A 19,691-nucleotide genomic window follows, 5' to 3' on the forward strand; every position below is an offset into this window, starting at 1 on the left:
CTTGTTTTTATATTTTTTGAGCAGGGAGGTGGTGATGACTGAAGACCTTATTTCCTGTTCCATTCAATCTTTAGTTGAAACCAATTTATGCGAAGCAAGAACCAAAAAATCGTCAGTTGTTGGTACGGAGGGTAGGTGTTAGTATTATGGGGTAAACCACAAGTTTGGAAACTTGCGGTAGTAGTTTGAACGGAAAAGTATTTGAAAAGATTATGCCACACTAGATAAAATCCCAGTCTAGCCCCCTAGTTTGTATTACTGTTTGGTATTATTATGTATTTTTGCTTGAATACGAATTATCTTAACATGAATAAATATATACTCCTCTTATTTAGTTTTTCATTTTACTTTTTAGCGAATGCTCAACTTTCTTGTGAGCAAATATTAGATAAGAAAAATGATATCTTGATTAAATCTAATAAAAGTACTTCTGATTTTATTGATGATGTTGATGCTGACATTACTCAGTTGGTTCATGATTTTGAAGCAACTAGAGTTCGGTTAATGATGAAAAGAGGAGATTTAAAAGAATTGAATTTCTGGAAGGCAAAAGCTGATTCAATTAGAGAAACTACAGCACTGATTATTGATGAGTTATTAGAAGAAATGAATCGAATTGCGCAAATTGCTGATAGTTCAGATAGAGATTATGTCTACAGGAATAGTTACACGAAAAAAGCTAATTACTTAAAACCACTACTGGAAATAAAGAACTTAAATAATAGAACAATTCCTTTTAAGCGAATCTTTGGTGAAAATATGTATGATCCAAATCCTGAAGGTATACATATTGAAAATACATTATTATCATTTAAAAATGATGTTTTTCAAATACTCGGAAATTATTCTTTTAATGGAGATACTTCCAGTTTCATTCCTTTTGAAAGTGAAGAGTTTTTTGCACAGAGCATGAGAAATATTCATCCAATTGATACTAGTGCATTAAGTAAAATAAATAGTATTATCACCTTGGACACAAAGACTTATGTGAAAGACCCACAATCAGATGAAACAGTCGATATTACATGGATGATCGATAATTTCTATTACTCAAGTGTATTAGAGACAGCAGTAATTATCAATCAAGTAATTCTTAAAATAAAACTTATTGAGAAGTATTCTTTAAAGTTATTGTCACGCAAATTCAATAAAGGGTATTAAAGGCAGTCTCGCAATAGTCCTGATTAGATATAAATATAGTAAATTGGCTGGAAGACAGAATTGTTTTTGTGGCAAGGAACGTTGAATGAGGCTTTAAAAGTATTAAGAATTGACTTCTATTTACATCTTTATGAAAATCACTTAAATAAGCTGTTATAAATTATTACAGAGTTAACAAAAACATTTCATCAAATTCAAATGGTGATAATGAAGTACTTAAGGATACGTGTTATTATTATGGAAGACTTTCCAATTATGAATCTTTAGGCCAACATTCAAATTGTAGTAATGCTGTTTCTTAAGCAAACAGGAACGGGTATAACGCTGATGGCTTAAAGAATTGTATTCCAGAGTGTAACAATGGGTAAGGAGAGAAAGGATTCCATCGCAAGAAGTATACGATAGCGTGGAGAGCTTTTTATGATTAGAGATGATGTATCACGAGATGAAATCTCGCGATAGCGTGGGCTGTAGCTCGGCATGATACTTTGTTATGTTCAAAGTTTCTCTAGTACTTCTCAAGTGCCAGTTTTAGCGCTACCTGTTCTATCAATAATTGCCTTTTCTATCAGCTTTTGGATATTGTTTTCTACAGCAGTGGTACTGATTCCAATTTCAGTACTAAGCTCTACAATGGTAATTGTTGGTTTATTTAACATTATACAATATATCTTGGTTTCGTTTTACACCCAACCTTGTACCCAACTTTTCGCGAATTTCTTCCCAACTTGACTCATGCTGCAACTCCTACTATAGCTCATGCTGTACCACTTGTTTTTTTTGTATTCTTTCTTAATAAAAGAAACCCTGAATACAACGCCTGGCGCTTTCCAAGTCAAGTCAATTTCTGGGTATTCCTTTAAATCATCAGCAATAAGCTGTAATCTATTACCCCATTGTTCAATAATTCCTAAACGTTTGAAAACTGGTGCTAAAACTTTATTGCGGACATCAGATTGACCAAAGAAAAGAATGTTAGGCTCTTACCCGAAAGTATCCCGAAGCTTACCCGAAATAACAGTTTTCATTGTACTCGACTTTGGGGAAGGTAAATTGATAAAACCTATTAGGTTTCTTGTTTTTTAAGCAACCAAACGCCTTCTTTTCGCCCACCTTCGCGCTCTATGAAGTTTTCTTCTCTTAATTTTTTAATGTAGGTTTGAACAGTACGTTCTGTAACCCCTAAAATTGAGCCTATTTCTTCTGCTGTAATTTCAGGGTAAACTATTATGAGTTCTAAGGTTAGTATTTGATTCGGTAGTTTCTTTCCTGAAGCTTTCCCGAAGCTTTCCCGAAGCTTTCCCGAAGTTATCCCGAAATCTTTCATAAAATAAGTCATAATTGACTCAAAGTTTTCATGCAGAAGACTAATGTTTTCTTTGGTTGATGCCTTTCGACGTTGTGAAATTGTTCCGAAATCATATTGTAGTTCTGTTAAAACAAGTTTTTGTTTTGCTTTAAAATCTTCTATCACTTCTCCCATTTGAAGATCTCCCATTTGACCACCTTCTTCTAGACCAGCTTTCGGGAAGGTCATTCTTAAAAAGTTTTCAGAAAACTTAAAACATTCTCTTCCATAGTACTCTAAAATTCGAGGTACTCCAGAACCTAATTGTTCAACTAAATCTAGGTCTTTATAAATACGCATTAGTTCTTTATTTCTTGGAACTGAGAAGCCTTCAAAGAATTCGTCTTTACTTAATCCATTAGGCAAACCACCGGTAGAGGTGATTTCTATTCTGTCATCAAAAATCTCAAATTTTGGTGGTACCTCGGTTGTGTAATCATTGTGTACAAATGCATTTAGTATTGCTTCTCGCAATGCGATGGAAGACCATGGACGTTTGTCTACACGTTCCGCTGAAGTGATGCTGGTATCGCTTTTGTTTTCAATTTCTATTTTGTCTAAAACTTGTTTTGTCGCTTTGATTAAAGATTCATACCCGAAATCTGGATTTTCAGTTAGATCTACTCTTGTTAAACCATTGTATTTTGCCAACTTAATTGAAGTACCATTTTCATCTGCCATTAAATAGGCAACATAATTGTATTCTCCTTTTTCAGTTAATAGTTCAAGGTTCTTCGCGAAATTTTTATTGAGTGAAATACCTTTTCCTTCATAATAGATTTTCAGTTGTTCGAAAGTGAGGTCTTGACGGCTCGATCTAATCTTTCCAATTGATGTTTTAGTTCTTTTGGCAAACAACTCATCAATCATTTTCTGAGGCATGGGATCAGCTGCAGTTCCATTGCGAATGTATGCGCCCTTTTCAGACATGCCGTATTTGCGTTTGTAATAGGGCTTTTCTGAACCACTTGCTACAGTGATCTTGATAATGTCTTTGCCATCCTTTTCCTCCGAACTTATATCAAACAATCCCATACAGGAAGGAATGATATTGGTTTTTAGGCGGTCCTTGATTTTGAGCATATCGCCATCAATATCCTCAACGCCCACAACTGTTCCCGTTTTATCAATCCCAATATAAATAAAACCACCTTCATTGTAGTTGAGGAAAGCAATTACTTCTTTCTCCAGGTCTATCTCTTTGGTGAGTTTCTCTTTGAATTCTATGCGGTTTGTTTCTGACATGGTGTTTTTGTTGTTGCTAATATCGTGAATATCTATTCGAATTTAACCAAAGAGAGTTTAAAAACTTTATTATTGAATTGATGATTTATTTTCTTCTATCAAAAAATCAATGTAGTGATAACCTAAAGGTGAAATAATCAGTTTATCATATGAGTAGCTTTTTCCACCCATTTGAACTTCAGATATATCTAAGATCAAGCGTTTGCTTAAAAGATCATCTACGAAAATATTCATATCAATATCAGAAACACCAAAAAGATCGTTTCGACTAACGCTCATTAAATCTTTCATTTTGTTTTCTGTAAGTATTTTTTCTCTCTCAATTTTTTCTGACTTTTTAGTTTGTGCTAAAATTGATTCATTTTGCTTAATACTTCCGTCTTGAGCTTTCTGTTTAAGGATGTTTTCTTTCGATTTGGATTGGTTTAACTCATCATTTAATTCGTGACCCTGATTTTCAAGTTTTTCTATTACTGGTTTAGCTTTGTAAAACTTTTTAAGTAATAATATTTGACTTTCATGTAATTGAGAAGTTAGCTCAAAAAACAATTCAAACTGATTAACCTTAGCATTTGGGATTGTGGTGCCTATTAATAATTGTTTAAATCTATTTCTCTTTTTTAAATCATCTGTTTTAGAAACTTTGTTTATTATTTCTTCAAAAATATCATTAAATCTATTAGAGTTTATGAAATCATTATCGACTTCATCATCTTTTATACTTTTAAAATAGGCATCTAATTCCTCGAAAAAATTATAAATCCTATCGCTTTTTATTCGAGCGCGATGTTCAAAACCTAATTCCACTAAAGCACCTCCTATATAAGGGATTAATGCTAATGTGGTTCTCAAGCCAGTTTCTAAATTTAAATTTCTGTTGTTTTTTGATACTTCCATAATAAAAGTGTTTTTCTAAGTTTTGATAATTCTTCTTCTCGAAAACTCTTCTAATTCCCATTCTGCAAGTGAAACCCCTTTTTCATCTGCTACACCTCTTGCTCGTTCTATAATGGTTCTGTAATCTGAATCATTCTCCATAGTGGTCCATGGTATTATTGGTTTGCACTTCAGTTTTACTTGAATAATTCGATCTACAGGAAAGTGTGGTGGCATTTGAATATTGCCGAGACACCATTGGTACTTCAAATAGAGGTTGAGTAGTTTTTGTGCTACTCCGAATCTTATTTTACTTCCGTTGAGAATATCCTCTTTATAGTTTTCTGAAAATGTGATAATCGAGTTGATGTTTTCGATATGCTCCTCTTCATGAACTGTTTTACTATATTTTGGAAGTAAATTCACTTCTACAAATTGAATTAATGCATCACGGAAGTTTTTACGTTTTGTTTCGTTTATCTCTTTCGCATAGATGCTGGCGCGTTGGAATGCTCCACCGAAGGTGAGGATCCAGATTTCTGTGTTGATAAAGTTTTGTTGTGGGGTCATGGGGTTGGTTTTAAAGATTCATTATAATAATATAGGAATTGATTAGCTAGGTTTAAAACAGTATTGTCGTTCATTTCGGTATTTAAAACAAGGTCACTGCCTTTAAGCTCATCAATTGAGAAATGTTTATTAATAGCATCAAAGATAGCTTTTTCACAATTCATTTTTTGTATTAGCTTAAAATCATCCACTCTAATATCCCCCATGTGAATAGAGTTGTTTCTTTTAGAGGAAGTTACATATATTTGGCCAGCAAAAGAGGTAAGAACAGTTGAAATATTTTCATTATCTGATTTTAGATAGTCTTTTATATGCTTACCAGCACTTTCACTATCGATTTCACTCCAGATAAAGAGCAACTTTAATATGAACATTGGATATTTATCAAACAAATATTCTCCCTTTTGTAATGTATCTAGAATCGTAGTTATGGAAACACTATATACCTGATTGATTTGTGCTTGACTGAATAAACCTTTGCTTACGTCTTTATTATAAACACCATACTTTAGATACTCGAGTAAGAAGTATATGTTTTTAATATTTTTAATTTCTTTTGATAAGAATTCAATAATCAAAGAGGAGTCATTTTGTTTTTTGAATTGACTTGTAGTGAAGTATGCTACTTTTCGAAGATCTGAATTTAAGTTGAAGGCTTGGTGACTTTCTATTTTTATCAGTCCTGAATGATTAAAAATAAAGGTAATGATTTTCTTTGCTTCATCCCAGCCTAAATCATCCCCAAACAATTGAACCTTAGTTAGAAAATCCGAAATAGTTCCACTTTCAATAAGTTTAGATGCATTTGATGAAACATCTGCATTGGTAAAAACGTTTAAATTTTCGATAAACGTAGAAAACTCGACGTCTGAAATTTCATTTTTAGCTAATGAGTATGACATGTACCTTTCAATGTAATCAGCACTTGATATACTTTGCTCAACATCTTTGGGGTGTCGTAAAGAAACATTTTCAAAAACTTGTCTGAATTTAGGAAATAATGATCTTAATAGAGTTTCAATTGCTTGATGTTTGGTTTGATCAGTCTTCTCTGAAAGAAGATTAAACTCCTTTTTAATTCTCTCTTTATCCTTTTCTTGAATGTTACCAATCATAGAATGATTCATAATATAACCTGTGATAAAAATTGCAAGATTTTTTTTTACAAATTCAGCATACGTAGGGTAAAACAATTTTATTCCCTCAAAAATTAGAAGATCGACTATATTGACTTCTCCTTTCATTAAAGGGATACTAAATTCTAAAGCATTATAATATTGTTTTGCGTTTCGGGGTGTGACTATGGTAGTAAATAGACAATTATCAAAGGCTGTTATAAATCGACTTGTCTCTGATTCATTTAGTCGTATTAAATTTTTGTTTAAAACCTGTTCAATTAGGTTTAATGTATAATCTCTTAACTCATCATATCGGAATGTTGGTAGTTCAATCGGTATTTGAATGATCTTCTCTAAAAAGCTAGATCCATCATTATCGTCTCCGTTTCCGTATCGTTGGCCAATCGCTTTCGCAACCATTTCTTTATCAAATGACAATATGTAAACAGTATTTGAAAAATCAGCTGTTAATTTTATTAAGCGGAAAAGAGTAAATAGTTCGTCTTTGTCGAGCCGGTCAATATCGTCGATGAATATGACAAGCTTTTTATCTGAGAGTTTTAAAAACTCCTCAGTTCTCTTTTTAAATTTGACGACATTGCCTTGTGGTAACATATTTCCGATTACAGAAGTATCAACATAAACTAGTTTAGACAATTCGCCAGTTGCAGAAAGGAGTTTCTTAGAAAATTTAGAAATTCTATTTTTACGTGAATAGATATTTTTATCTAAATGTTTTGCCAGTGTTTGAAAAAAATCGATTAGTAAGTCATCTTCATCTTTATACCTCCAAGGATTGAAATGAACTTGGAGAGTTTTTTCTTCATCTAATTCTTTTTCAATAAACTTCAACATTGAACTTTTACCAGAACCCCATTTACCATAAAGACCGAAAACTATATTCTCAGAACTTGTTCTGGTTGATATGGTTTCAGCTATACGTTTACCGTATTCATATCGTTGAAATTTATCATCCTTTTTTAATGATACTGTTTTGTCTGAAATATAGTTTTCCATATTAATTCTTGATTTTAATTTTGGATCAAATAAGTTTCAAGCTTCTTAAAAATAGACAAAAGACTATCGTTTTCAATTTTGGTCTTAATATAATCTTGAAGGTTTTCGACTTCCTTTTCATTTAGATGATAAATATTTCTAACATAGTGAACCCATGAATTTTTAGTGGTTTCAATATCATTTAGAATAATAGGTGCTTCGATTTCGTCGAACTTCTCTTGAGGAATTTTTTTTACTTTTTCAATTGCTTCACCAGAAAGCTCAACAATTAATAATAATTCTTTCTTGCTCGTAAGTAGATTATTAAAAATAACCGTGAACATTAAATCGCTACATAATGGAGAAACAAAATAACGGAGTCTTTTCTCATTGTCACTTCCCGTTTTAGGCGAATTAAAAACTAATTTATGATTTACCAAATCACATGCATTTTTGACTTCGTTCTTTATGAAATCTCGAACAGCAAACTTAAGTTTTGCAGCGTTATTCAATTCTTCTTGGTGTTTATAGTAAAATTCTATTTTTTCTTTATCCATTTGATTACTTAAGTTTATTGTGTTTTGGTATAAATCTTTGAGGTATACAATGTATCTGTCTTTTGCATTTATGAGATATTCGCCGCTATTTTTCATTACCCTATTTAAGAAGGCTTGGTGGGTAATATTTATAAAATGAGAGTGATATATTTCTGCTTGACTATAGGTTTTTAGTGATAAAACAATTCCTATTTTACTACTGGCAGGTTGATGAGGTATCACAGAGTCCCAGTAATCTTTTAAATCATTATCTAAGTGATGACGAACTTTACTCTCAATTATAATGGCTTGTTTATCATTATGTAATAATAGGTCTATTCTACCATTCTTTTCTGTAGGATATTCTGTGTCAATAATAAAATCATTATTGAAGTCAACTTCTTTTGATTTTCCAATTTCAGATTCATTTATGAGTTCTTGAAATGATTTCAAAAACAAATCTCCCATACCATGCTCCTCATTGACATTAAAGTAAAAAGCATAAATATTTGACAACACATTCTCGTAATGTGGCTGTTTGGCAATTCCTAAAAAAGTTTTTGGCTTTTTCTTGATTCTCGGTATTTCGTGGCTGTCAAGAAATGTTTGTAGTGATTTTATGTTCATGTGGTTTAAGTATTTATTTTTTGCGATGTTTTGGACAATTAGGATGTACTTATGAATTCATTATTTTTTTAAAACAATCTCATAGGATCATTTGGATCTCCTTATCTCCTAAGTCCTCTCACGTGCTGATTATACAATTCGTTAAACCAAAGGGTTTTAAGCATTGAGTTGGCATCTTGGTCTGTCATTTTATTGTAGAAATCTAGTTTTGTATTGATGAAGGTTAGGAGTTCGTCATCAATGACGTCGTTGAATTTGTCTTTGATATTACTTTTGGAATTGCTTTCGTTGAAATAGGATATCAATTCATTATTCGATTGGATGTTCTTTTTCATCTTATCGAATTCTACTTTATCTTCTTCTGTCAAATCTAAGCCAAATGTGTCGTTTAATGTCTTGATGATTTTTGTTAGTAAATCATAGTCCTCTACATCTACTAAACCAGAGCCTCCAGGAGTCATTCCTTCATCTTCTCCATCTCCAGATTCTAAGTCTAAATCAGTTGTGTATTTATGTTGAATTTTAAAGCTGTCTAACTCAATATCATTTACGACATCCAAAGGTAGATTGGAACTCACATAAGGAAGCTTTTTTAGCAGAGCAGTAAGGAAGACATAATTTTTTTCTAAGTCAACATCTGTGAATGTTAATATTTGACTTAAAAAACGATACAGCTTTGTGAAAGATTTTGCTGCAGCTTTAAAATCTGCCTGATCTTCATCCGTTAAGCTGGTTTCAAATCTATTGCTGACTTCATTAAGAATAGGTTGTAATTGTTCGAAATCATCACCTTGTTTGAAGAAAATATTTGCAAAAGCGTCCACCTCATTAGGAAAGTAAACTTTATAAGTTTCAATCTTGTTTAAAACATCATATAAACTATTGGGATCAGTTTGATTCGATTCCTCCATAAAGTTTTTGCCATAAAAATGCTGAAAATCTTCCCTTACATCTTCGGGGTCATTTACAAAATCAAGCACCATGGTAGAGTCTTTTCCTCGTCTCGTCCTATTCAGCCTAGATAAAGTTTGAACTGTACTTGTACCACCGAGTTTCTTATCCACAAACATAGTGTGTAGCAATGGCTCATCAAAACCTGTTTGAAACTTATTGGCTGCAATCAGGATTCGATATTTGGGTAGTTTAAGTGCTTCAGGAATGCTGTACTTACCGTCTAATTTATTCAAATTCTTCTCAGTGTACTCTTCCTCCGTGTCAGGATCAATAACTGTTCCCGAAAATGCAACTAAAGCTTCGTATGGCAGCTTCATGTTTTTCATTATCTCATCAAACTTAAGTTTGAAACGTACGGCATGTAAACGCGATTTTGTAACCAACATTCCCCTGGCTTGACCTTGAATTTCATTTTGTGTTTGACTTACAAAATGTTCAATTACAATTCTTGCTTTTGTATCAATAGCATGGTCTAATAAATCTACATAATTTGAGAGTACACGAACAGTTTTCTTTTTGTCGTATTCTTTATCTTCAATCTCTGTTCGTTTTACTAATTTATAATAACGTTTGAAGGACATATAGTTTTTCATCACGTTTAGAATGAAACCTTCTTTGATGGCTTCTTCCATTGTGTAATCGTCAAAGGGTAGAATTTGGTCATCTTTTTTTGTACCAAATAACTCCAGTGTTTTTGGTTTTGGGGTAGCAGTAAATGCAAATTGAGAAATATTTGGTTGTTGCCCTTTTCTTGAAATTTCTTCCGCTACAATATCGTCTGTGTCTCTTTCATTTTGCTCTATTTTTGCATCTTCCTCTAGGCTTAGTGCTTTTCTCATGTGACCTGCTGCATCACCTGATTGTGAGCTGTGCGCTTCATCAATTAATAGGGCAAAAGTTCTATCAGGATAGGTAGTTATTGTTTTAGAAATAACAGGGAATTTTTGTAAAGTGGTAACAATGATTCTCTTTTTGGCTTCAATTGCTTTTTTTAGATCTTGACTCGTAGAACGTTCATCAATATAAGCAACTACACCAGGAGTGTTATCTAATTGTCTAATATTATCCTGAATTTGTTTATTTAAAACGCGACGGTCTGTCACAATGATTATTGAGTCATACATTGCACGTTCATCCGTATAACTTTTATAAAAACTCGCTAAGCGATAAGCTAACCAAGTTATCGTATTTGATTTTCCAGAACCTGCTGAATGCTGAATTAAATAGTTTTTTCCTGTTCCATCTATCTTTAATTGTTCTAAAACCCGATTGATAGCTCTCCTTTGATGAAAACGAGGGAATAATAGCTTTGTTGATTTAACTTCTTTTAATCCTTTAGTTTTAGAGTCATAAACTTGTTTTGAGTCTTCTTGAAAACTTATGAAGTTTTGGATTAAATCCATCAAAGAATCTTTTGAGAGTACATCTTCCCATAAGTAGGCAACAGAAAAACCGTTTGGATTTACATTTTCTAAACCTTGATTGAAGGGGAGGAAGTAAGTGGATTTTCCTTTTAACTCCGTAGTCATAAATACTTTTTCAGTTCCTACAGCAAAATGAACCAAACACCTACCAAATTCCAAGAATGGCTCTCCTTTTGGGTCTCTATTTTGCATGTATTGCTTGATGGCATTATGATGATTCTGTCCTGTTAGGGCGTTTTTAAGTTCCATAGAAACTACAGGAATACCATTCACAAAGAAAACCAAGTCTATTTCATTCCTGTTTCGATTAGAGTATTGTAATTGACGAACAATTCCTAAGCGATTTGCTTTGTACCATTTTTCGTGTTCTGGAGTTTTATTATTGGACGGTTGAAAATAAGCTAAATCTATTTTTTGACCTCTATCTTTAAACCCATGACGTAAAACATCAAGCGTCTTATTTAGTTTGATTTGTTTGGCAACATTTTGAACGATTTTTTCATTGACAGAAGCACCATATTGAAGTGCTAGGGCTTCATACTTTTTTGGTTGCGTATCTTTTATAAAAGCAATAACTGCATGTGGTACTAAACACAAATCTTTATCATAAGTATTTGCATCAATAGCAGAATAGCCACCTTGGTTGATCAAATAGCTCTCAATGTGTTCCTCTAAATGTATTTCCTTCGTTCCTTGTGCCATAATTTAAGTGTTGATTTCTGAATGCAATTTACTCAATGTTTCTGAAATAAATTGAAACTCTTTATTCGATTTTATTATCTGTGACCTGTACTTTTCCAAGTTTCTTCTTTTCGTAACGAAGCATCTTCATCCCAAACAAACCCTCTTTTTCCTTTCCATTTCAGATAATCTTCATATTCTAGCCATGTTTTTGACCAATTTCCTTCTCCAAATAATTCGTTATATTGCTTCGTACTAACATTAAAATGTTCTGGATGGCCAGAATCCCTCAGGTAAAACCCAATATCTTGCATGGCATATTTAAGATCAGTACTATTACTTTCTTTAAGTCCAATTACATCGTTCTCATTTTCTACCATCGCTTGTGCTATAAACGAAGCTTTTTGTGGACTATTTAATTTCGCTTCACTAACAAGAGTGAAGTAAATATTGATTTTTCCATCTTCATCCTTTTTAAGTGTTTTTATTGTTTCTGCATTCATGTTTTTATTATTGATTGGTTATTTTTTAGTCTCCCATTCTCTGACATCTATTTTTCCTGTAACAGCTTCGGAGATTATGGATTGGCGGTAGTTTTTTAAGAGCTGGATTTGATTAATTAGTTTGCTATTAATCAAATGTAGATCGTTTAATTTGGTTGATACTGAATTTAATATTTCATATTGCTCCTTTCTTTTAGGAATAGGTAGTCTGAATTTTTTTATTGCTTCAAAATTAAGTCCCTCTCTGTTTCCTCCAGTTGTTCCTAGTTTGACTTGTAGTTTTCCAACTTCTGATTGCATTAGGAAGTGTAAGTATTCAGGTACAACCTTTTCATTTGGTCTTATTATGCAGACATGTTGATTAACGTTCGCTTCTTCATCTAGGTTGAAAATAGAGGACCTTCCTATTGATGCACCTGTAATGTTTAATAAAACGTCATCTTTCATAACTTTAGAACCTGACATTTTCTCATGAATTTCATTGGAGATTCTAGATACATCGTCTATACGTAATCCTTGATCATATATATTCTGACTTCTTAAAAAAATTATTCCTTCATCCTGATATACCGAAGCACCTCCACGTGGTGTTACCCCACTTCCTATTTTTTTGTTAAAAAACGCATGGGTACGATTTTCCACCCCTCAGGAATCTCACCTAACCATTCAACACCACTATTCTTCATCTTGGCATTTGGATCTAATCCTTTAGTTACAGCCTCATTGATAATAGCTTGGCGTTGCTCTTCTAATTTTTTAATGAGCTCTTCTTTCTTTTGAATTAAGTTGTCGATTAATCCAGTTTTATGGTCAAGATATTGTGCGATTTTGGTTTGTTCTGAAGGGGAGGGAAGAACAGTGTATATATTTGCCATTTCATTACTCATAATTTTTGCACCATTAGTATCAGGACGTTTGTAAAATTGAGTTACAAACTGCAAAGAATACATGAAAAACTTTAAATAAATGTCTTTTTCCTTTGCGTCTAGAATTCCACAAACATTGGTGCAATTAAATTTTCCACTCCGATGGAAAACTTCTCCGGCATTAGCGCCATCAGTTGTCCATGTTAACTTTTCTCCTTCATAATCATATGTTTTAATATACCCCAGGCACCCATCATTTTTAGTTTGAGAAGAGTAAACTGGAAACTGTCCATCACTTTTTAATTCTTGCTTAGAAATAACACGACCCCTGCTAATATCAAAAAAGTAACGGATTTTTCCTTCTTTCCATTCTACTGGAATTTTCCCAATAAATTCTAAGCTACTTTTTTTGTAATTTTTGTATTCTTTCATTATCCCATCAATTCATTTAACAACGATTGAATATCACTTTCCAATTCTTCAATTTCTACTTTAATCTCATTGGCAGGGCGTAAAGCTTCGTATTCGTAAAAATACTTCGTGAAGTTTATTTCATAACCAATACGTGTTTTATCAAAATCAATCCAAGCATCAGGTACATGCGGTAAAACTTGTTCTTTAAAATAGTTTTCAACATCCACTTTTAAAGGAACGTTTTCTTTGTCGCGCTTCTTCGTATCTGCTTTCGGATTGCCTTTTTTATCTTTTTGAACTTTACCACCAGCAGTATATGAAGGTTGTTCTATTGTTAGTTGATAATAACCAAAGTCTTCATTATCATAAATCTTACTGTAGGTGTTTTCTTCAAAATCAGTATAAAGTTTCAATAACTCTTGAATGTGCTTATCACTAAATTCATTTCTTTTATTTCCTAAACTCTTCTTGTTAGGTCGTGCAAAGATCTCTTTAAATAATTCTTTCCCTTTACTGTTTACACCATCTGGTTCAGTTGCACAACCATTAATTAACTGTACTTTTCCTTTGCGATGTTCCTCCTTTTTATTCGTTAAAAACCAAATGTAGGTATTGATCCCTGTGTTGTAGAATAAGTCCTTTGGCATGGCTACGATACATTCTAACCAATCATTTTCAATAATCCAACGTCGGATATCACTTTCACCTGAGCCGGCATCACCAGTAAATAGTGGAGAACCATTGGTTACAACTGCAATACGGCTTCCATTCTTGTCCATTTTGGATATCATGTGCTGTAAAAACAACAATTGGCCATCAGAAGTTCTTGGAAGTCCAGAAGAAAATCTTCCTGCAGGATTTAAAGATTCATGAAGAATATAGTCTTTTTCATTCTTCCAAGTCACACCATAAGGAGGGTTTGCCATCATGTAATGGAAAGTTTCTCCTTGAAATTGATCGTTTGTTAATGAATTTCCGTGTTTGATATTGCTTGCATTTCCTCCGGTAATTAAAGCTTCAGATTTAGCAATAGCGTAAGACTGTTCGTTTAGTTCTTGCCCGTAAGTAACTATTTCAGGTTTGTTTTCACTGTCTTTTAATAGAAAGTCAGAAATATACATTTTCCCTAAATTGGTCATACCACCCGTTCCCATTGTTGGATCAAAAATGGTACGAATAACCCCTGGCTTTGAAAGTGTTTCTTTTTCTGTAGAGAAAAGAATAGAACACATTAATCCAACAACATCACGTGGTGTAAAGTGCTCCCCAGCAGTTTCATTAGATTGCTCATTGGATATACGAATCATCTCTTCGAAAACATAACCCATGTCATGATTATCGTAAGTTTCTTCGCTTAAATCAATAGAACACATCGTGTCCACCAAACGGTAAAGCAAGTTGTTTTTGATTAAACGATTCACAATTTTTTCAAATTGGAAGCTTTCTAAAATTTCACGCACCTCTGGATTAAAACCATTGATGTAATCATTGAAGTTGATTTCAATATTGCTTGGTTCTTGTTGCAAAGAAGTGAAGGTGTGTTTAGAGGTATTGTAAAACTGTTTTCCCCCTGCGGCTTTACGCAAAACAGGATCCAATTTTTCATTTAAAACAACCCCGTTAAATTTGTTGTATTCTTGTTGTATTTTTTCATTGAAAGGAGCAAGGATACAATCCAATCTTCTCAAAACGATGAAAGGTAACATAACGTCACCAATCTCGTTTTTCTTGAATACATTTCGCAAAACATCATCTGTGACGTTCCAAATAAAACCTACTTCTGTTCTTTTCTTATTTTCAAACATATATTAAATTGAATAAAATGATTTTAATGTGTCCAATTCAAACATCCATCCTTCTTTGAAGTATGGAGAGTTATTAAAAGGACCCCAAAATTTGTTTGCGCTACCTAATGCAATTGCATCTTGGTAATTTTGTTGGTTACTATTGTTTCCAACCTTATATTCTTTTTTAAATGACCAAATCGACATGTATTCTGTATCGTTTTCGTCTCTGTAATGGCCTTCTCCTAAAAATGTTTTATCCGTCATAGTTTCCTCTTGTTTTATGTTGATACAAATAAACGAAGGTTGTGTGCAGTGGATGTGCATAGTTAATTTAAAAGTCTGTTCTTGCTTTTTTTACTTGGATCTTTAATTCCTAAAGCCATTCTTGAAAATGATTGTTTACCTTCAGAAGCGACAAGGTCTGCAATGGCATTGCACTTTTTTAATATATCTGTTAAATTAGTTTCAGACATTGAAAAATATGATTCACCAAAATCTTCAATATTGTTAAAAATGTGATGTATATGGATTTCGTTATCATCTTGTACTACATTGGCATCACTACATTTAAATACATCAAATCCTTTATCAACCCAACTATATATATAGTTTGATATAAATATTCTTTTATGCAAGGTTGGCCCTAAAAATATTTCAATTTGAATATTATAATCTCTCATTTCTGAGATTTTAGCTTTTAGCGCTCCGAAAGAACGTTCCCACCATTTTACGGCTTTCCCATTACCTTTTGAGGGTGGATCATTATCAGCTATTATTGTAATATGAAAATCTGTTTTAAGAGATTTTGGTAGATAGCTATCTAATAACTTAAGTATATTCTCAACACCTCTATTAAACTTACCTTCATTATTCTGAAATAGGTAAGAGTCTGAAATGACTAAGGAGTTGCCTTTGACCCATTTTTGATCATAAAAAGCATCCCAACCATTTTCAATTCGTTTACCTTTCATCAAGCTCATACTTAGGCCTCCCTTTAAAAGGTTATCATCCAGGTTATGCACAGATAAAACAATAACTCCAAGTTCATTAGTTAACTTTTCTGCTCTTTCAGTGTTTATATCTAATATGTATATATTTCTTGGATGATTTAATATGAGTTGTGGATTTTTATCTATTCTTTCGAATTCAGCTTCATAAGCAATTGGTTTAGAAAAACCTTCAGATTCCTGCATTGCAAGATAAATTGGACTTTCTTCATCATCAAAATCATTCTGAAGTAAATCATCAGTTGTATTGACTATAATCGGAATTTTTCTTTTTAATACAGAATTAATGAAAGGATACTTCTCATCCTCAAAGAATAATATATTATCAAGTGCTTCTTTTTCAATAAATAGTGCTAGCATTATTTTGAGGTTTTAGATTTTTTAAGAATAGTTCTCAGTATTTTAGTAGAGACATCATAAAAACCATCTCCAAAATTTCTATCAAAACGGCCATCTTTGGTGTAATTCATTGTATAAGGCCCATTCTTTTTATCAAAATAAATCACATTGAATGGATTTTTTTCAATTGAATTATCTAATAATCCGTTTTCAAGTGAAATCAGTTGAGTTTTTCTTATAAGGTATTCTGAATGTGTTTCTACAATAAACCTTAAGTCATATTCTAGATTCACTTGGTAAAAGAAATCTGCTAATTTCGATTGTAATGCTGGATGGATATGAGATTCTGGTTCTTCAATGAGTAACATTGGTTTATATATTGTTGAGTCTTTGTCATATTGATGGATGATTTTTGCAATGCTAATAATCAATTCAAATAATTGCTGAGCTCCCAACCCAAGGTCACCTAAATACTGCCATTCTCCATCTAGTAATTCAACAGTAAAAACTTCATTCTCAAAACTTTTTATGCGCACATTGGTTGCTAAATCAAAACCTTCTTCGTGACCTAGCCATTTTTTAATAAAAGAAAAAGTCAAATGATTTTCTTTATCAAACACCTCTTCTTCGTCAAGAAATTTAATAGCATTTAATAAGCCTGAATTATTGTCATTTGGCTTAAGAATAGTTCCTGATTTATTTGACGAATTTTGTATAAAATGAATTTCTGTTTGGTTAATTCGATTAAGTACACCTGTAACATGGTTGCTTGTTTTACTATATATTTGATGGAAACTCTGCCTTGCTTCTAAAATAGCCTCATCCTTTTCTGACATCCCATCCTCTCTATCATCTTCCGATAATATAACCTCCTCTTCTTCAAACTCACTATCCGTTTCAAATTCTTCATCCGTTTTTGTTTCTTTTGTATTCTTCAGAATTTTTGAATTTTGTTTATAGACTTCTCTTAAAATATTCACCAGAGACAGTGGATAAGTTACCTGTACTTTTTCTTTTGTAGTTTCAAAAAATAGAGTTTCAAATCTTTTCATTTTCATAGATTTGGTATACAGAGTTCTAATCTCCTCCTTTCTTTCTTTTAACTTGTTTTTCTGGTCAGAATACTTAAGTCTATTTGTTGTAGGAAGAGTTTTATCGTCCAGTAATTTATCCAAATCTTTAATTGTTTTTTCTAGCTCATTGATCTCTTCTAGCCTTGATCTGGAATCTGTTTGAATCTCTTTGTCCTTTGTTTTTAATGAAACCTTAACATCTTCCTCGTAAAAAAATATTTCACAATTTATGGTAGGTGTGTCCAATTCTAAATTTGAAATACTTGCCTTACTTTTTGATAGAACCCCATTAATTATAAAACGAAAAGTACTATTATCGAATTTCCCTCTTAATTCAATTTCATTTTTATTTTTATTCTTTTGTTTTGAATTTAAGAGTCTACCGAAATTTGTTCCATATAAATCAATATAACTATGGTCAGGTTGTTTAAGATAAGAGATAAGAATTCTCAACATTTCAGTTACTGTAGATTTTCCTGCGTTATTCTGTCCTACAAAGAAATTTATCTTACTTAGTTGTATATTATTTAATTCTTCAAACCTCCTAAAAGACTTCCCTTCAATTTCATAAAGACCATTTGTGTTTAGTTCTTGAAATAGTTTATTTAAGTTAACATCAATCTTTTTATTATTTTCCATGAAGTAATTAAGAATCACTTCATATGGATATTTTTTTATTTTAAAGTCTTGAGTTTTATACTTTACAGTAGTAACGTCAAACTTATACTTTTTAGCTAAAATTTCCGAAAAACCGAATAAACTTTCAGTAGTTTTAAATTGAGATAGAAAGTCTTTTAATTCCCCTTTTGAAATAAAGTTTTTGATATGGTATAAGGATGCATAATAATCACCGTTTATAATCTCTACACCATGTTGTCCTTCTTCAACTTCACCAGCTGAATAAAGTTTTTCATTAGGTATAGATAGGTCGAAATATTCATTAATCTTTTTGTTCATTTTCAGTTTATGCTTTTAATATCACTTGAACCTTATATGAATTATAATAAGGTGTGGTGTTTGGTGTAACTATATATTTGAGTTCTTAAAAATAAGAAGCTTTTTGAAAGTTAAGTATATTTACTATAGGCTTTCTTTAATTCAAGCTCTATTTTCTCTTTTAATTCTTTAGGCTCTATGACTTTAACTGTTGAACCGTAGGAGAGAATTAATCTTTCTAATTCATAATTGGGTATAAGTTCCAAAGTAACAAGTAAACCATCATCTGTAAGTTTATTTCGTTGCAATCCATGCAAAGGTTTTGTTTGAACATAAGGAGCTTGATCAGGAGTAAATAACAATTTCACAACTTCGAGTTCTTTGTTATATGGACGCGTCACTCCAATAATTTCATCAAAATAATCTATCCAATCCGTTTCATTTTGAATATAATCAACTCCAACAGCTTCAAATTTCATTATTCTATCCAAGGGAACAGTCCACGTGCTTACATTGGTTTCGTCATTTAAACCAAGAACAAACCATCTGTTATTGTACTGTTTCAAATAATAAGGATGAAAATTATAAGAAATTACACCTTTACCGAAAGGTTGATAATCTATTTTTAAAACTTGTTTATTTATAATGGCTTTGAATATATCTCCTATATGTTCATATCCTGAGTAATCAGTACTTGAATCAAATCCAATCACGGGATCATTTCCTTGCTGAACACCAAATTTATCTTCTAAAACAGCACTAACTTGATTTAGCCATTCAAACTGTGGTGCCCCTTTAAAACGGTTCAACAGTTGCATTGCACCTTGTAATTTATCTATTTCATCATCTCTAAATGGAATTTTGTTTATTGAGAAATTTACATCTTCATAGCGATAATAAGCTTTTTTCCCATCACGAATAGTCTCGATTGGTGCATTAAACCCTGCTTCACTTTTCATATAGCTAAGGTCACTTCTCAATTGACGGACTTTAATTCCCATAGAGTTTGGATTAGATTCAAACAATACTTCATTGACGGCATTAAGTAGATCATCGAAGTAATAACGTTTCGAGAAATTTCGTAAGCATTTATCTAATGTTTGATATCTTGTATGGGCGCTCTTGTTTTTTGACATTGATTCTTGGTTTGATACAAACTTAATCATTTGCTGTGCATTAGATATGCAGAGAAAGAATAAAGATCATGTTTTGTCGATGATGCTTTTTTAG

17 protein-coding genes are annotated in these 19,691 nt (G+C 32.2%); 1 reads left to right on the forward strand and 16 read right to left on the reverse strand.

The annotated features are described in order from the left end of the window. Nucleotides 1–306 precede the first annotated feature (306 nt). Nucleotides 307–1,161: a hypothetical protein gene (locus CW751_RS14420; protein WP_101335733.1), complete on the forward strand. Its 855-nt coding sequence runs from the start codon at nucleotides 307–309 to the stop codon at nucleotides 1,159–1,161. A 518-nt stretch (nucleotides 1,162–1,679) separates the two neighbouring features. Here the strand turns inward: CW751_RS14420 and CW751_RS16040 are convergent. From CW751_RS16040 to CW751_RS14500, 16 genes are all read right to left on the reverse strand, one after another. Further along, complete coding sequence (locus tag CW751_RS16040) at nucleotides 1,680–1,832, reverse strand: winged helix-turn-helix domain-containing protein (RefSeq protein ID WP_394335967.1); 153 nt, start codon at nucleotides 1,830–1,832, stop codon at nucleotides 1,680–1,682. Between the two features lie 12 nt (nucleotides 1,833–1,844). Continuing rightward, complete coding sequence (locus CW751_RS16045) at nucleotides 1,845–2,135, reverse strand: ATP-binding protein (protein WP_394335968.1); 291 nt, start codon at nucleotides 2,133–2,135, stop codon at nucleotides 1,845–1,847. Nucleotides 2,136–2,227: 92 nt separating this feature from the next. Further along, nucleotides 2,228–3,754 (reverse strand): RNA-binding domain-containing protein, encoded by a 1,527-nt coding sequence (locus CW751_RS14435; RefSeq protein WP_101335735.1) that lies wholly within the window; start codon nucleotides 3,752–3,754, stop codon nucleotides 2,228–2,230. Nucleotides 3,755–3,823: 69 nt separating this feature from the next. After that, nucleotides 3,824–4,651 carry a hypothetical protein gene (locus CW751_RS14440; protein WP_101335736.1) on the reverse strand — a complete coding sequence of 276 codons (828 nt, stop codon included), beginning with the start codon at nucleotides 4,649–4,651 and terminating at the stop codon, nucleotides 3,824–3,826. A 15-nt stretch (nucleotides 4,652–4,666) separates the two neighbouring features. Further along, nucleotides 4,667–5,200, reverse strand: a complete 534-nt coding sequence (locus tag CW751_RS14445) for a hypothetical protein (RefSeq protein WP_101335737.1) — start codon at nucleotides 5,198–5,200, stop codon at nucleotides 4,667–4,669. Beyond that, complete coding sequence (locus tag CW751_RS14450) at nucleotides 5,197–7,335, reverse strand: KAP family P-loop NTPase fold protein (RefSeq protein ID WP_101335738.1); 2,139 nt, start codon at nucleotides 7,333–7,335, stop codon at nucleotides 5,197–5,199. Before CW751_RS14450 ends, CW751_RS14445 begins: the two co-directional genes overlap by 4 nt. 14 nt (nucleotides 7,336–7,349) lie before the next feature. Beyond that, nucleotides 7,350–8,477 (reverse strand): PD-(D/E)XK nuclease family protein, encoded by a 1,128-nt coding sequence (locus CW751_RS14455; RefSeq protein ID WP_101335739.1) that lies wholly within the window; start codon nucleotides 8,475–8,477, stop codon nucleotides 7,350–7,352. Nucleotides 8,478–8,578: 101 nt separating this feature from the next. Next, the gene (locus tag CW751_RS14460; protein ID WP_101335740.1) at nucleotides 8,579–11,557 is read right to left on the reverse strand and encodes a type I restriction endonuclease subunit R; all 2,979 of its coding nucleotides are present in this window, start codon (nucleotides 11,555–11,557) and stop codon (nucleotides 8,579–8,581) included. Between the two features lie 74 nt (nucleotides 11,558–11,631). Next, nucleotides 11,632–12,039: a hypothetical protein gene (locus CW751_RS14465; RefSeq protein WP_101335741.1), complete on the reverse strand. Its 408-nt coding sequence runs from the start codon at nucleotides 12,037–12,039 to the stop codon at nucleotides 11,632–11,634. A gap of 18 nt (nucleotides 12,040–12,057) precedes the next feature. Beyond that, nucleotides 12,058–12,681 carry a restriction endonuclease subunit S gene (locus CW751_RS14470; RefSeq protein WP_101335742.1) on the reverse strand — a complete coding sequence of 208 codons (624 nt, stop codon included), beginning with the start codon at nucleotides 12,679–12,681 and terminating at the stop codon, nucleotides 12,058–12,060. Next, entirely contained in the window at nucleotides 12,642–13,337 is a 696-nt protein-coding gene (locus tag CW751_RS14475) for a restriction endonuclease subunit S (RefSeq protein WP_101335743.1), read from the reverse strand. Before CW751_RS14475 ends, CW751_RS14470 begins: the two co-directional genes overlap by 40 nt. Beyond that, on the reverse strand, nucleotides 13,337–15,124 hold the full coding sequence (locus tag CW751_RS14480) for a type I restriction-modification system subunit M (protein ID WP_101335744.1): 1,788 nt from the start codon (nucleotides 15,122–15,124) through the stop codon (nucleotides 13,337–13,339). The genes CW751_RS14475 and CW751_RS14480 overlap by 1 nt, the downstream gene beginning before the upstream one ends. A 3-nt stretch (nucleotides 15,125–15,127) precedes the next feature. Then, a complete protein-coding gene (locus CW751_RS14485) occupies nucleotides 15,128–15,370 on the reverse strand; it encodes a hypothetical protein (RefSeq protein WP_101335745.1) in 243 nt (80 codons plus the stop codon). Nucleotides 15,371–15,432: 62 nt separating this feature from the next. Continuing rightward, the gene (locus CW751_RS14490; RefSeq protein WP_101335746.1) at nucleotides 15,433–16,473 is read right to left on the reverse strand and encodes a hypothetical protein; all 1,041 of its coding nucleotides are present in this window, start codon (nucleotides 16,471–16,473) and stop codon (nucleotides 15,433–15,435) included. Beyond that, nucleotides 16,473–18,482, reverse strand: a complete 2,010-nt coding sequence (locus tag CW751_RS14495; protein ID WP_101335747.1) for an AAA family ATPase — start codon at nucleotides 18,480–18,482, stop codon at nucleotides 16,473–16,475. Before CW751_RS14495 ends, CW751_RS14490 begins: the two co-directional genes overlap by 1 nt. Nucleotides 18,483–18,592: 110 nt before the next feature. After that, on the reverse strand, nucleotides 18,593–19,597 hold the full coding sequence (locus tag CW751_RS14500; RefSeq protein ID WP_165779325.1) for a helix-turn-helix transcriptional regulator: 1,005 nt from the start codon (nucleotides 19,595–19,597) through the stop codon (nucleotides 18,593–18,595). Nucleotides 19,598–19,691: the final 94 nt, after the last annotated feature.

The sequence above is a fragment of the Brumimicrobium salinarum genome, assembly GCF_002844555.1.
GTDB lineage: Bacteria > Bacteroidota > Bacteroidia > Flavobacteriales_D > Crocinitomicaceae > Brumimicrobium > Brumimicrobium salinarum.

What these genes read in the sequence shown, in the direction of transcription:
- CW751_RS14450 (WP_101335738.1), bottom strand. Translation starts at nt 7,335, where the DNA reads ATGGAAAACTATATTTCAGACAAAACAGTATCATTAAAAAAGGATGAT.
- CW751_RS14435 (WP_101335735.1), bottom strand. Translation starts at nt 3,754, where the DNA reads ATGTCAGAAACAAACCGCATAGAATTCAAAGAGAAACTCACCAAAGAG.
- CW751_RS14485 (WP_101335745.1), bottom strand. Translation starts at nt 15,370, where the DNA reads ATGACGGATAAAACATTTTTAGGAGAAGGCCATTACAGAGACGAAAAC.
- CW751_RS14495 (WP_101335747.1), bottom strand. Translation starts at nt 18,482, where the DNA reads ATGAACAAAAAGATTAATGAATATTTCGACCTATCTATACCTAATGAA.
- CW751_RS14420 (WP_101335733.1), top strand. Translation starts at nt 307, where the DNA reads ATGAATAAATATATACTCCTCTTATTTAGTTTTTCATTTTACTTTTTA.
- CW751_RS14440 (WP_101335736.1), bottom strand. Translation starts at nt 4,651, where the DNA reads ATGGAAGTATCAAAAAACAACAGAAATTTAAATTTAGAAACTGGCTTG.
- CW751_RS14480 (WP_101335744.1), bottom strand. Translation starts at nt 15,124, where the DNA reads ATGTTTGAAAATAAGAAAAGAACAGAAGTAGGTTTTATTTGGAACGTC.
- CW751_RS14465 (WP_101335741.1), bottom strand. Translation starts at nt 12,039, where the DNA reads ATGAATGCAGAAACAATAAAAACACTTAAAAAGGATGAAGATGGAAAA.
- CW751_RS14460 (WP_101335740.1), bottom strand. Translation starts at nt 11,557, where the DNA reads ATGGCACAAGGAACGAAGGAAATACATTTAGAGGAACACATTGAGAGC.
- CW751_RS14445 (WP_101335737.1), bottom strand. Translation starts at nt 5,200, where the DNA reads ATGACCCCACAACAAAACTTTATCAACACAGAAATCTGGATCCTCACC.
- CW751_RS14500 (WP_165779325.1), bottom strand. Translation starts at nt 19,597, where the DNA reads ATGTCAAAAAACAAGAGCGCCCATACAAGATATCAAACATTAGATAAA.
- CW751_RS14490 (WP_101335746.1), bottom strand. Translation starts at nt 16,473, where the DNA reads ATGCTAGCACTATTTATTGAAAAAGAAGCACTTGATAATATATTATTC.
- CW751_RS14455 (WP_101335739.1), bottom strand. Translation starts at nt 8,477, where the DNA reads ATGAACATAAAATCACTACAAACATTTCTTGACAGCCACGAAATACCG.
- CW751_RS14475 (WP_101335743.1), bottom strand. Translation starts at nt 13,337, where the DNA reads ATGAAAGAATACAAAAATTACAAAAAAAGTAGCTTAGAATTTATTGGG.